General features: G+C 48.2%; 10 protein-coding genes. 8 read left to right on the top strand and 2 right to left on the bottom strand.

Annotated elements, in window-relative coordinates; translation table 11 throughout:
• The first annotated feature begins 88 nt into the window (after positions 1-88).
• Positions 89-997: a UTP--glucose-1-phosphate uridylyltransferase GalU gene (gene galU / locus ACLJXE_RS11180; protein WP_045443617.1), complete on the top strand. Its 909-nt coding sequence runs from the start codon at positions 89-91 to the stop codon at positions 995-997.
• Between the two features lie 138 nt (positions 998-1,135).
• Here the strand turns inward: galU and hns are convergent, their stop codons facing one another.
• Positions 1,136-1,549, bottom strand: coding sequence for a histone-like nucleoid-structuring protein H-NS (hns, locus tag ACLJXE_RS11185; protein ID WP_003020723.1), 414 nt, complete (start codon positions 1,547-1,549; stop codon positions 1,136-1,138).
• 645 nt (positions 1,550-2,194) lie between these two features.
• On the opposite strand from hns, the gene tdk reads away from it, so the two are divergent.
• Positions 2,195-2,812 carry a thymidine kinase gene (gene tdk / locus ACLJXE_RS11190; RefSeq protein ID WP_410750881.1) on the top strand — a complete coding sequence of 206 codons (618 nt, stop codon included), beginning with the start codon at positions 2,195-2,197 and terminating at the stop codon, positions 2,810-2,812.
• A 230-nt stretch (positions 2,813-3,042) separates the two neighbouring features.
• Here tdk and adhE read toward each other — a convergent pair whose 3' ends face one another.
• Positions 3,043-5,721: a bifunctional acetaldehyde-CoA/alcohol dehydrogenase gene (adhE, locus tag ACLJXE_RS11195; protein ID WP_286630952.1), complete on the bottom strand. Its 2,679-nt coding sequence runs from the start codon at positions 5,719-5,721 to the stop codon at positions 3,043-3,045.
• Between the two features lie 487 nt (positions 5,722-6,208).
• On the opposite strand from adhE, the gene ychE reads away from it, so the two are divergent.
• The 6 genes from ychE to oppF all read left to right on the top strand — a co-directional run bounded on the left by ychE (position 6,209) and on the right by oppF (position 13,252).
• Positions 6,209-6,856: an NAAT family transporter YchE gene (ychE, locus tag ACLJXE_RS11200; RefSeq protein ID WP_003020714.1), complete on the top strand. Its 648-nt coding sequence runs from the start codon at positions 6,209-6,211 to the stop codon at positions 6,854-6,856.
• Between the two features lie 773 nt (positions 6,857-7,629).
• Positions 7,630-9,261 (top strand): oligopeptide ABC transporter substrate-binding protein OppA, encoded by a 1,632-nt coding sequence (oppA, locus tag ACLJXE_RS11205; protein WP_286630953.1) that lies wholly within the window; start codon positions 7,630-7,632, stop codon positions 9,259-9,261.
• Between the two features lie 121 nt (positions 9,262-9,382).
• The gene (gene oppB, locus ACLJXE_RS11210) at positions 9,383-10,303 is read left to right on the top strand and encodes an oligopeptide ABC transporter permease OppB (protein WP_286630954.1); all 921 of its coding nucleotides are present in this window, start codon (positions 9,383-9,385) and stop codon (positions 10,301-10,303) included.
• A 14-nt stretch (positions 10,304-10,317) separates the two neighbouring features.
• On the top strand, positions 10,318-11,226 hold the full coding sequence (oppC, locus tag ACLJXE_RS11215; protein WP_286630955.1) for an oligopeptide ABC transporter permease OppC: 909 nt from the start codon (positions 10,318-10,320) through the stop codon (positions 11,224-11,226).
• Between the two features lie 11 nt (positions 11,227-11,237).
• Positions 11,238-12,251: a murein tripeptide/oligopeptide ABC transporter ATP-binding protein OppD gene (gene oppD, locus ACLJXE_RS11220; RefSeq protein WP_005126407.1), complete on the top strand. Its 1,014-nt coding sequence runs from the start codon at positions 11,238-11,240 to the stop codon at positions 12,249-12,251.
• Entirely contained in the window at positions 12,248-13,252 is a 1,005-nt protein-coding gene (oppF, locus tag ACLJXE_RS11225) for a murein tripeptide/oligopeptide ABC transporter ATP-binding protein OppF (RefSeq protein ID WP_048211482.1), read from the top strand. Before oppD ends, oppF begins: the two co-directional genes overlap by 4 nt.
• Positions 13,253-13,294: the final 42 nt, after the last annotated feature.

Genomic DNA, 13,294 nt, shown 5'->3' on the forward strand with positions numbered 1-13,294 from the left:
CCTGAAGCTTACTGCGGTACTGATATACTCAGATGCGAAACAGATTGATGAACACGTTCAATACATGAACAGTCCAGGAGAGTTTTAAATGGCTGCCCTTAATTCAAAAGTCAAAAAGGCCGTTATCCCGGTTGCGGGATTAGGAACCAGGATGTTACCGGCTACGAAGGCAATCCCGAAAGAGATGCTACCGTTGGTTGATAAGCCATTAATTCAGTACGTCGTAAACGAATGTATTGCTGCGGGCATCACTGAAATTGTACTCGTGACTCACTCGTCTAAAAATTCAATTGAAAACCACTTTGATACCAGCTTTGAACTTGAAGCGATGCTGGAAAAACGTGTAAAACGTCAGCTTCTGGAAGAAGTGCAATCTATTTGCCCTCCGCATGTCACTATTATGCAGGTGCGTCAGGGGCTGGCAAAAGGTCTGGGGCATGCGGTATTGTGTGCCCATCCGGTTGTGGGCGATGAACCCGTTGCGGTCATCCTGCCGGACGTTATTCTTGACGAATACGAATCTGATTTATCCCGTGACAACCTTGCTGAAATGATCCACCGTTTTGATGAAACAGGCAGTAGCCAGATTATGGTGGAGCCTGTAGCAGACGTAACGGCTTATGGTGTTGTTGATTGCAAGGGGGTTGAATTAACACCTGGTGAAAGCGTACCGATGGTTGGCGTAGTAGAAAAACCAAAGGCAGACGTTGCGCCATCTAATCTGGCCGTTGTGGGGCGCTATGTTCTCAGTGCGGATATCTGGCCTCTGCTGGCAAAAACACCTCCGGGAGCCGGTGATGAAATTCAGCTGACCGACGCTATCGATATGCTGATCGAAAAAGAAACGGTAGAAGCCTATCACATGAAGGGTAAAAGCCATGACTGTGGTAATAAGCTGGGCTATATGCAGGCGTTTGTTGAATATGGTATTCGCCATAATACGCTTGGCGCTGAATTTAAAGCATGGCTTGAAGATGAGATGGGTATTAAGAAGTAACCTCGCGGTATTATAAGGACAGAACGGTGCTGCTAATCCAGCGCCGTTTTTTTATACCTAATTTGGGTAGGGTGATGTGCGAAGTACAGGTAAAAAAAATCCCGCCAGTGGCGGGATTTTAAGCAAACTGTTTCTGAATTATTCCTTGATCAGGAAATCGTCCAGTTGTTTACCTTGTTCTTCCATCGCTTTTTTGATCACAGCCGGTGTACGACCCTGGCCAGTCCAGGTTTTAGTTTCACCGTTTTCGTCAACGTAGCTATATTTAGCCGGACGCGCTGCGCGTTTAGCTTTGGTACCGGACTTAACTGCAGCCATACTATTCAGCAGTTCGTTCGGATCAATACCATCAGCAATCAGCATTTCACGATATTGTTGCAGTTTACGAGTACGCTCTTCAACTTCAGCAGCGGCAGCGCTTTCTTCTTCGCGACGCTCGCTAACTACAACTTCTAATTTTTCCAGCATTTCTTCAAGCGTTTCCAGAGTACATTCTCTCGCCTGCGCACGAAGAGTACGGATGTTGTTCAGAATTTTAAGTGCTTCGCTCATTGTAGTAATCTCAAACTTATATTGGGGGTGGTTTGTTGAGCTAATAATAGAGCGATAAATTCAGTTGTGCAATAGCCAGGAATGTAAGGAATTCAAAATTGCTCTTTATTTAGTGTCTGTATTAATTGTTCTGTCTTAATTTTATGATGCTGTCGGGCATAAAAAAGGCTTATTGGTATGCGGGCTTCCCGGCAGCAGAGAGTAAAAATTCAAGATTCAGGTCACATTTCATGGTGTACAAATAGTATCTCTTTGCAGTGATTTCAACCTTTTGTATTAGTTTTGCTTACGGGAATCCTCTATTACAAGGTGGCTATCGTTAGATGTAATAACAATAAGGGCAGGGTTTCTTTATTGCACGGTGATGATAAGTGACGTTGATGAATTTCAGGAGCACAATTTGTGAAAGAATGTGTATATACACATCATACTTCAGGCTGTTTGTGCTTTGGCAGTGTACTTTCACTCTATTGCACACTTCAGAAAGTACCCAAGGGCACTTCTGTGTTGCGGGGTATTTAGACGAAACAGGGCGGTGTTCGCACGTTCTTTTATACATTCCGAATGTCGCGCTGCACCGACATGTTTGTGAAATATGATACAATCCTGCCCATATTTATTCTCCCCGGTGAGGGCCGACACACAATGGCACAGCTTTATTTTTACTATTCTGCAATGAATGCAGGCAAGTCGACGGCATTGCTGCAATCTTCATACAATTATCAGGAACGTGGGATGCGTGCCGTTGTATATACAGCGGAAATTGATGACCGTTTTGGCGCGGGAAAAGTAAGTTCACGTATAGGCCTGTCGTCACCTGCAAAATTGTTTAACCAAAATTCATCTTTGTTCGAGGAGATTCGTGAGGAGAACGCGCAACAACGAATTCACTGTGTGCTGGTCGATGAGTCTCAGTTTCTGACGCGACAGCAGGTTTATGAATTATCAGAGGTTGTTGATCAGCTGGATATTCCAGTTTTGTGTTATGGCTTACGCACTGATTTCCGTGGTGAATTATTTGGTGGCAGCGAATATCTGCTTGCCTGGTCTGATAAGTTGGTTGAATTAAAGACCATTTGCTTCTGTGGCCGTAAGGCCAGCATGGTATTACGTCTTGATCAGGCTGGAAGACCTTATAACGAAGGTGAGCAGGTCGTTATAGGAGGAAATGAACGCTATGTATCGGTGTGCCGCAAGCATTATAAGGAAGCACAGTCTGAAGGCTCTCTGACGGCCATCCAGGAACGTCACAGCCACGATTAACCCTCTTGCTCTCCTGCTGAGTTAAAATCGCAGGGTAGGCCTCTGCTTTAGCCAGAAGCGTCACCCTGCGGTATTGCCTTCTGGCTCACACATCTCTTCTTTGCGCCTCTTTCTCTTACGCCTTTTCACCTCGATGGTGGCGTCTGCCGGGCCTGATTTTGGCTGAGTACGGCAAAAAAAAACGGCCCCAAAGGGCCGTTTATGAAGATACTAAAACTTATGTGAGTGCATTAAGCGGATTTTTTCGCTTTTTTCTCAGCTTTAGGCGCTGCTGCAGGCTCAGATTTAGCAGCAGTTTCACCTTCGCTATACTCACGACCGTAGTATGTATCCAGCAGGATCTGTTTCAGTTCAGAAATCAGCGGGTAACGCGGGTTAGCACCGGTGCACTGGTCGTCAAACGCATCTTCGGACAGTTTGTCGACGTGTGCCAGGAAGTCAGCTTCCTGAACGCCAGCTTCACGGATAGATTTAGGAATACCCAGTTCAGCTTTGATTTCTTCCAGCCATGCCAGCAGTTTCTGGATTTTAGCCGCAGTACGGTCGCCCGGTGCGCTTAAACCCAGATGGTCTGCGATTTCGGCGTAGCGACGACGAGCCTGCGGACGATCGTACTGGCTGAATGCAGTCTGTTTAGTCGGGTTGTCGTTCGCGTTATAACGAATGACGTTGCTGATCAGCAGGGCGTTCGCCAGACCGTGAGGAATGTGGAACTGAGAACCCAGCTTGTGCGCCATTGAGTGACATACACCCAGGAAGGCGTTAGCAAACGCGATACCCGCGATGGTTGCTGCACTGTGAACACGCTCACGCGCTACCGGGTTCTTAGAACCTTCATGGTAGGACGCAGGCAGGTTTTCTTTCAGCAGTTTCAGCGCTTGCAGAGCCTGACCGTCAGAGAATTCAGAAGCCAGTACGGAAACGTAAGCTTCCAGGGCGTGAGTCACAGCGTCCAGACCACCGAATGCACACAGTGATTTCGGCATATCCATCACCAGGTTGGCATCGACAATTGCCATATCTGGGGTCAGCGCGTAGTCAGCCAGTGGATATTTCTGACCCGTTGCATCGTCGGTAACAACCGCAAACGGCGTTACTTCAGAACCGGTACCGGAAGTGGTGGTGACGGCGATCATTTTCGCTTTCACGCCCATTTTCGGGAACTTATAGATACGTTTACGGATGTCCATAAAGCGCAGTGCCAGTTCTTCGAAATGGGTTTCCGGATGCTCGTACATCACCCACATGATTTTCGCGGCGTCCATCGGGGAACCACCGCCCAGTGCGATGATAACGTCAGGTTTGAAGGAGTTAGCCAGCTCAGCACCTTTACGAACAACGCTAAGAGTCGGGTCAGCTTCAACTTCAAAGAACACTTCGGTTTCAACGCCGGCTGCTTTCAGAACGGAGGTGATCTGGTCTGCATAACCGTTGTTGAACAGGAAGCGGTCGGTCACGATCAGAGCACGTTTGTGACCATCGGTAATCACTTCATCCAGCGCGATTGGCAGTGAGCCACGACGGAAGTAGATAGATTTCGGAAGTTTGTGCCACAACATGTTTTCAGCTCGCTTAGCAACGGTTTTCTTGTTGATCAGGTGCTTAGGACCAACGTTTTCAGAGATGGAGTTACCACCCCAGGAACCACAACCCAGAGTCAGGGAAGGTGCGAGTTTAAAGTTGTACAGGTCGCCGATACCACCCTGCGAAGCCGGGGTGTTAATCAGGATACGCGCGGTTTTCATCATCTGACCGAAGTAAGCAACGCGTTCTGGTTGGTTGTCCTGGTCAGTGTACAGGCAAGAAGTGTGGCCGATACCACCCATCGCAACCAGTTTCTCTGCTTTGTCTACCGCATCTTCGAAATCTTTCGCACGGTACATCGCCAGCGTCGGAGACAGTTTTTCGTGAGCAAACGGCTCGCTTTCATCAACAACTTTCACTTCACCGATCAGGATCTTAGTTGTTTCCGGAACCGAGAAGCCTGCCAGTTCAGCAATTTTATATGCCGGCTGACCAACGATAGCGGCGTTCAGTGCGCCATTTTTCAGGATAACGTCCTGAACAGCTTTCAGCTCTTTGCCCTGCAGCATGTAGCCGCCGTGGCTAGCGAAACGTTCACGAACGGCATCGTATACAGAGTCAACAACAACAACGGACTGTTCAGAAGCACAGATTACGCCGTTATCGAAGGTTTTAGACATCAGAACAGAAGCGACCGCGCGCTTAATATCCGCAGTTTCGTCAATAACAACAGGGGTGTTACCTGCACCTACACCGATTGCTGGTTTACCGGAGCTATATGCTGCTTTAACCATGCCTGGACCGCCGGTCGCAAGGATCAGGTTGATGTCCGGGTGGTGCATCAGAGCATTAGACAGTTCAACGGAAGGTTGATCGATCCAGCCGATCAGATCTTTCGGTGCACCAGCAGCGATAGCAGCCTGCAGAACGATGTCAGCCGCTTTGTTAGTGGCATCTTTAGCACGCGGATGTGGAGAGAAGATGATTGCGTTACGCGTCTTCAGGCTGATCAGCGATTTGAAGATAGCAGTAGATGTCGGGTTAGTGGTCGGAACGATACCGCAGATGATACCAATCGGTTCAGCGATGGTGATAGTACCGAACGTGTCGTCTTCAGACAGAACACCACAGGTCTTTTCATCTTTATAAGCGTTGTAAATGTATTCGGAAGCAAAGTGGTTTTTGATCACTTTGTCTTCGACGATGCCCATGCCGGATTCGGCAACGGCCATTTTCGCGAGAGGGATTCGAGCGTCTGCGGCTGCCAGAGCGGCGGCGCGGAAGATTTTGTCAACCTGTTCTTGAGTGAAACTGGCATATTCACGCTGGGCTTTTTTTACGCGCTCTACAAGTGCGTTAAGTTCAGCGACATTAGTAACAGCCATAATGCTCTCCTGATAATGTTAAACTTTTTTAGTAAATCATCTGCTCGATACGAGAGTATAGACAGACCGACGAAAAATTGTATAACGTTTTGAAAATCAAACGGTTAATTAACGTCCACTTTACTTTGATTTACTAAAAGAGCTTATGCGTTAGCGTCATTTAACTCTAACGCGTTACCTCCAGGTGGCGTAAGCAAGATTACTCACTTCTGAGTAGTAATTGCGTGATCTGGATCAAATTTCCGCAAAGCTGACACCTTTCAGCAGGCCCTTTTAGCGTTTCCCGGTAAGTGTTAAAAAAATGATGTGATGAATGAGGTTAACATTAGCATATTTAATACATATTAATAACACCGAGTAATGGTAGCGTATTTACGCAGATATACGCAGATAGCAGGTGAAGTATGCTGACAAAAGGCGTATCTTCAGCGCGGATTTCATCAATTTTTATGACTCATTTTATCCGGCTAACGCTTCGGAGCTAACCGTGATCCAAACGCTATTCGATTTTCCTGTCTATTTTAAATTTTTCATTGGGTTATTTGCATTGGTCAACCCGGTAGGGATTATCCCTGTCTTTATCAGCATGACCAGCTACCAGACCGCTGCCGCACGCAATAAAACCAATCTTACGGCAAACCTGTCGGTTGCTATCATTCTGTGGACCTCTCTGTTTCTGGGGGATGGAATTCTGCAATTGTTTGGTATCTCAATTGATTCGTTCAGGATTGCCGGTGGTATCCTGGTCGTGACTATCGCGATGTCGATGATCAGCGGAAAACTTGGGGAAGATAAGCAAAACAAGCAGGAAAAGTCGGAGACGGCAATACGCGAGAGCATTGGCGTTGTCCCGTTAGCGCTGCCGTTAATGGCGGGGCCAGGGGCAATAAGCTCAACGATCGTCTGGGGCACGCGTTATCATAGTGCCATTAATCTGTTCGGTTTTTTCGTGGCAATTGCGCTGTTTGCTCTGTGCTGTTGGGGATTGTTTCGAATGGCGCCATGGCTGGTTCGCCTGTTGGGACAAACCGGCATCAACGTCATCACGCGTATTATGGGGCTGTTACTCATGGCGTTGGGCATTGAGTTCATTGTGACCGGTATCAAGTCCATTTTCCCGGGTTTACTTGCCTGAATACACCCATTCAATATAAACGGAGCTGCTTTCAGGCTCCGTTTCCCTCCATTGTCAGTAAAACTTCTCACGAAAGTTGAAAAGCGGCATAGCAATAATAAAAGATGATGATAGCCAGCTGCATTTTTATGTATTGATTTTAAACACAATTATCTTTTCAGCAGAACAGATGAACCAGGACAGCATTGTTATTTTATTAACATCATACACTGGGGCTTGCTGAAGGATTATTGAAATGTTATTAGTTATTTCTGCATCTAATTTAGATGAATGTGCTAATTAATAACCATTTGTTAAATTTATGTGCATTTTGACGTCTGTTCGATGCCGGACAGGGCGGTGAACCAGGTGTCTTACGCAAACGATTGAAAATGTTGATTTTATTGTTAAAAAATTGCTTTTTTTAATCTTTTGCTGTGCAGTTTTTTTTCGATAAAAGAGAATTGGTTAACAAATCTGTAAAATGTATTGGCGGTGAAGAAACGCATTTGATACTTTCCGGCCAGGTATTTAGCAGAAGATTTCACGTTGATGAGAATCATTTTCAGTTAGTTTCTCTCAACAGGATAATAGCGGGCTTCCGGCAGGGGAGGCACGTAGATAATCGACGCAAGGTGATCAAACGAATCGCCAGAATAAATAAAGTCGGTGATAGCGAGCAGTAAACAAAAAAACACCTGACGGTAGAAAATCTCCGGTGCCGTACAGGGATCCTGACAGGATTAACAGTCTGGTTATAAAACCAGCCATAATAATGAGGGAGTACAAACACAATGACTAACATCACTAAAAAAAGTTTAGTAGCTGCGGGGATCCTAACTGCGCTAATCGCTGGAAATGTTGCTACAGCAGCAGTGGTACCAGCAGGCGTACAGTTGGCTGAGAAGCAGACTCTGGTACGTAATAATGGTTCGGAAGTTCAGTCACTCGATCCGCATAAAATCGAAGGTGTACCGGAATCCAACATTAGCCGTGATTTATTTGAAGGTTTATTAATCAGTGACGTTGATGGCAAACCATCGCCGGGCGTGGCTGATAAATGGGAAAATAAAGATTTTAAAGTCTGGACATTCCATTTGCGTAAAGACGCTAAATGGTCTGATGGAACGCCCGTTACCGCACAAGATTTCGTTTATAGCTGGCAACGCCTGGCGAATCCGAATACCGCTTCACCGTACGCCAGCTATTTGCAGTACGGCCACATAGTTAATATTGACGACATCATCGCGGGTAAAAAACCTGTTACCGATCTCGGTGTAAAAGCGATTGACGACCATACCTTTGAAGTCACTCTGAGCGAACCTGTTCCTTATTTCTACAAACTACTTGTGCACTCCTCTCTTTCCCCTGTGCCTAAAGCTGTGGTGGAAAAATTCGGTGAAAAATGGACCCAGCCCGCTAACATCGTTTCTAACGGCTCTTATAAACTGAAAGACTGGGTTGTCAACGAGCGTATTGTACTTGAGCGTAATACCAACTACTGGGACAACGCGAAAACCATTATTAACCAGGTCACATACCTGCCAATTTCTTCTGAAGTGACTGACGTGAACCGTTATCGCAGCGGTGAAATCGACATGACCTATAACAACATGCCGATTGAGTTATTCCAGAAACTGAAAAAAGAGATCCCGAACGAAGTTCACGTTGATCCTTATCTGTGCACCTATTATTACGAAATTAACAACCAAAAAGCACCGTTCAACGATGTTCGTGTTCGTACCGCCCTGAAGCTGGCGCTGGATCGTGACATTATCGTCAACAAAGTGAAAAACCAGGGCGATCTGCCTGCCTATAGCTTTACCCCGCCATATACTGATGGCGCTAAACTGGTTGAGCCAGAGTGGTTCAAGTGGTCACAGGAAAAACGTAACGAAGAAGCGAAAAAACTGCTGGCCGAAGCAGGTTTTACCGCGGATAAACCGTTGACCTTTGATCTGCTGTATAACACCTCCGATCTGCACAAGAAGCTGGCTATCGCTGCGGCATCTATCTGGAAGAAAAATCTGGGTGCGAATGTGAAGCTGGAAAATCAGGAGTGGAAGACGTTCCTCGATACACGTCATCAGGGCAACTATGATGTTTCACGTGCAGGCTGGTGTGCGGATTATAACGAACCGACTTCTTTCCTGAATATGGTGCTGTCTGACAGCTCCAACAACACCGTCCACTATAAGAGCCCTGCATTTGACAAGTTGATTGCTGATACCCTGAAAGCAACTAATGACGCTCAGCGCAGCGAACTGTATTCGCAGGCAGAACAGCTGCTGGATAAAGACTCTGCAATTGTACCGGTGTTCTACTATGTTAACGCCCGCCTGGTGAAACCTTGGGTAGGCGGATACTCCGGTAAAGACCCGATGGATAATATCCACGTTAAAGACTTGTATATTATCAAGCATTAATGGCAAGACGTGGGGCAATCATTTTTGCCCCACAGTGTCTTTTTCATTGAACTATTAACACCTCTTCGTCAGCACGTCTGGATGAAAGAGGTGTAAAGGCACACGCCAGAAGGTACGGGCAATGTTGAAATTTATATTACGCCGCTGTCTGGAAGCGATTCCGACGCTATTTATTCTTATTACGATTTCATTCTTTATGATGCGTCTCGCGCCGGGGAGTCCTTTCACCGGAGAGCGAGCGTTACCGCCAGAAGTTCTGGCGAATATTGAAGCGAAATACCATCTCAATGATCCAATCTCAACGCAGTACTTTAGCTATCTGAAACAGCTGGCGCACGGTGATTTTGGGCCATCCTTTAAATATAAAGACTACACCGTTAATGATCTGGTTGCGTCCAGCTTTCCGGTTTCTGCGAAGCTGGGTGCTGCGGCTTTTATTCTGGCAGTTGTGATTGGCGTCAGTGCTGGCGTAATCGCCGCGTTGAAGCAAAACACGCGTTGGGATTACACGGTCATGGGGGTGGCGATGACCGGGGTGGTGATCCCCAGCTTTGTCGTTGCTCCCTTATTAGTCATGATATTTGCAATCACACTGAAATGGCTACCCGGTGGCGGCTGGAACGGTGGGGCGCTGAAATTTATGATCCTGCCCATGGTGGCGCTATCCCTGGCCTATATTGCCAGTATTGCGCGTATTACCCGCGGCTCAATGATTGAAGTGCTGCACTCTAACTTTATTCGGACCGCGCGCGCTAAAGGGTTGCCGATGCGACGGATCATTTTCCGCCATGCGTTAAAACCTGCGCTGTTGCCGGTGTTGTCCTATATGGGACCCGCGTTTGTCGGCATTATTACCGGTTCGATGGTTATTGAAACTATCTATGGTTTACCTGGCATAGGGCAGTTGTTCGTGAATGGTGCATTAAACCGCGATTACTCGCTGGTACTGAGCCTGACTATTCTGGTCGGCACGCTGACCATCGTGTTTAACGCGATTGTCGATGTGCTGTATGCCGTAATCGACCCGAAAATCCGTTACTGATACTGGAGCTCGCTATGATGTTAAGTAAGAAAAACAGCGAAGCGCTGGAGAATTTCAGTGAGAAGCTGGAGGTCGAAGGTCGCAGCCTGTGGCAGGACGCTCGTCGACGCTTTATGCATAACCGTGCGGCAGTCGCCAGCCTCATGGTACTGGTGGTTATTGCGCTGTTTGTGACGTTAGCACCCATGTTATCGCAGTTTACCTACTTCGATACTGACTGGGGCATGATGTCCAGTGCGCCTGATACGGAGTCCGGGCACTATTTTGGCACTGACTCATCCGGTCGTGACCTGCTGGTGCGGGTGGCGATTGGTGGACGGATCTCGTTGATGGTGGGGATTGCGGCTGCGCTGGTGGCGGTGATTGTGGGCACACTGTACGGTTCACTGTCGGGATACCTGGGCGGCAAAATCGACTCCGTGATGATGCGTCTGCTGGAAATCCTTAACTCCTTCCCGTTCATGTTCTTCGTTATTCTGTTGGTCACCTTCTTTGGGCAAAACATTCTGCTGATCTTTGTGGCGATTGGGATGGTGTCCTGGCTTGATATGGCGCGTATCGTTCGTGGCCAGACGCTGAGCCTGAAGCGCAAAGAGTTTATTGAAGCAGCCCAGGTCGGTGGAGTGTCTACCGTGCGTATTGTTGTGCGCCACATTGTGCCAAACGTACTGGGTGTAGTGGTGGTCTACGCCTCGTTGTTGGTTCCGAGCATGATCCTGTTTGAATCGTTCCTGAGCTTCCTGGGACTGGGTACACAAGAGCCGCTAAGTAGCTGGGGCGCACTGCTCAGTGATGGTGCCAACTCGATGGAAGTATCGCCATGGTTACTGCTGTTTCCGGCAGGGTTCCTGGTGGTGACGCTATTCTGTTTTAACTTTATTGGCGATGGCCTGCGTGATGCCCTCGACCCGAAAGACCGTTAAGGAGTGCCGCCATGAGCGTAATTGAGACCTCAACCGCGCCGCTCGCGCAACAACAGGCTAACGCACTGCTGAACGTTACCGATCTGCGAGTGACGTTTGCCACCCCTGATGGGGATGTCACTGCAGTAAACGATTTAAACTTTTCACTACGCGCCGGGGAAACACTGGGTATTGTTGGTGAGTCTGGCTCGGGGAAATCGCAAACGGCGTTTGCCCTGATGGGATTGCTGGCGGCCAATGGTCGTATCGGCGGCTCCGCGACGTTTAACGGACGTGAAATCCTGAATTTACCGGAACGCGAACTGAACAAACTGCGCGCCGAGCAAATCTCGATGATCTTCCAGGACCCTATGACCTCTCTGAATCCGTATATGCGGGTCGGCGAACAGTTAATGGAAGTTCTGATGCTACACAAAGGTATGAGCAAAGCAGAAGCCTTTGAGGAGTCAGTCAGAATGCTGGATGCGGTAAAAATGCCGGAAGCGCGTAAGCGTATGAAAATGTACCCGCATGAATTCTCCGGCGGTATGCGTCAACGTGTGATGATCGCCATGGCGTTACTGTGCAGGCCAAAGTTACTGATTGCCGATGAACCTACTACTGCGCTGGATGTCACGGTTCAGGCGCAAATCATGACGCTGCTGAATGAGCTGAAAAGTGAATTCAATACCGCAATTATCATGATTACCCACGACCTCGGTGTTGTTGCCGGTATTTGCGACAAGGTGCTGGTAATGTATGCCGGACGCACGATGGAATATGGTAGTGCGCGCGATGTCTTTTATAAGCCGGTTCATCCGTATTCGATTGGCCTGCTTAATGCCGTCCCGCGTCTGGATGCTGAAGGGGAAGAAATGCTGACTATCCCGGGTAATCCGCCGAACCTGTTGCGTTTACCGAAAGGCTGCCCGTTCCAGCCCCGTTGCCCGCATGCCATGGAAATCTGTAACAGTGCCCCGCCACTGGAAGAGTTTAGTCCGGGCCGTCTGCGCGCCTGCTTTAAACCGGTGGAGGAACTGGTATGAATGCGGTAACCGAACAACGAAAAGTACTCCTCGAAATTGCCGATCTGAAAGTCCATTTCGACATCAAAGATGGTAAACAGTGGTTCTGGCAACCGTCGAAAACGCTGAAAGCCGTTGATGGCGTGACCCTACGTCTGTATGAGGGCGAAACATTAGGTGTGGTGGGGGAATCCGGTTGCGGGAAATCGACGTTCGCGCGTGCGATTATCGGTCTGGTAAAAGCGACTGATGGTAAAGTCGCCTGGCTCGGTAAAGATTTGCTTGGCATGAAACCCGATGAGTGGCGGGCGGTGCGCAGTGACATCCAGATGATTTTCCAGGATCCGCTGGCATCGTTAAACCCGCGTATGACCATCGGTGAAATTATCGCTGAACCGCTGCGGACTTATCACCCGAATCTGCCTGGGCAGGAGGTCCGTGACCGCGTAAAGGCGATGATGATGAAAGTGGGGTTACTGCCTAACCTGATTAACCGCTACCCGCACGAGTTTTCCGGTGGGCAGTGCCAGCGTATTGGCATTGCTCGCGCGTTGATCCTTGAGCCGAAGCTGATAATTTGTGATGAGCCCGTATCCGCGCTGGATGTGTCGATTCAGGCGCAGGTTGTTAACCTGTTGCAGCAATTACAGCGTGAGATGGGTTTATCATTAATCTTCATTGCCCATGACCTGGCAGTGGTTAAGCATATTTCCGATCGCGTGCTGGTGATGTATCTCGGACATGCGGTGGAGTTAGGGACCTATGACGAGGTGTACCATAATCCACTGCATCCCTATACCAAAGCGCTAATGTCAGCGGTGCCAATTCCCGATCCTGATATGGAGAGGAACAAGGTTATCCAACTGCTGGAAGGTGAGTTACCATCCCCGATAAATCCGCCTTCGGGGTGTGTGTTCCGCACGCGTTGTCCGATCGCCGGACCAGAATGCGCGAAAACGCGTCCTGTACTTGAAGGGAGTTTTCGACACGCGGTTTCCTGCTTAAAAGTAGACCCGCTATAATCGAGAGGGCTGACACACTGTCAGCCCTTCTTTTTGGTGAGG

Source organism: Citrobacter sp. U14242 (assembly GCF_046555775.1).
Taxonomy (GTDB): domain Bacteria; phylum Pseudomonadota; class Gammaproteobacteria; order Enterobacterales; family Enterobacteriaceae; genus Citrobacter.

Coding starts and splice junctions, on each gene's coding strand:
- galU (WP_045443617.1), top strand. CDS start 89: ATGGCTGCCCTTAATTCAAAAGTCAAAAAGGCCGTTATCCCGGTTGCG.
- oppC (WP_286630955.1), top strand. CDS start 10,318: ATGATGTTAAGTAAGAAAAACAGCGAAGCGCTGGAGAATTTCAGTGAG.
- oppB (WP_286630954.1), top strand. CDS start 9,383: ATGTTGAAATTTATATTACGCCGCTGTCTGGAAGCGATTCCGACGCTA.
- adhE (WP_286630952.1), bottom strand. CDS start 5,721: ATGGCTGTTACTAATGTCGCTGAACTTAACGCACTTGTAGAGCGCGTA.
- tdk (WP_410750881.1), top strand. CDS start 2,195: ATGGCACAGCTTTATTTTTACTATTCTGCAATGAATGCAGGCAAGTCG.
- hns (WP_003020723.1), bottom strand. CDS start 1,549: ATGAGCGAAGCACTTAAAATTCTGAACAACATCCGTACTCTTCGTGCG.
- oppA (WP_286630953.1), top strand. CDS start 7,630: ATGACTAACATCACTAAAAAAAGTTTAGTAGCTGCGGGGATCCTAACT.
- oppD (WP_005126407.1), top strand. CDS start 11,238: ATGAGCGTAATTGAGACCTCAACCGCGCCGCTCGCGCAACAACAGGCT.
- oppF (WP_048211482.1), top strand. CDS start 12,248: ATGAATGCGGTAACCGAACAACGAAAAGTACTCCTCGAAATTGCCGAT.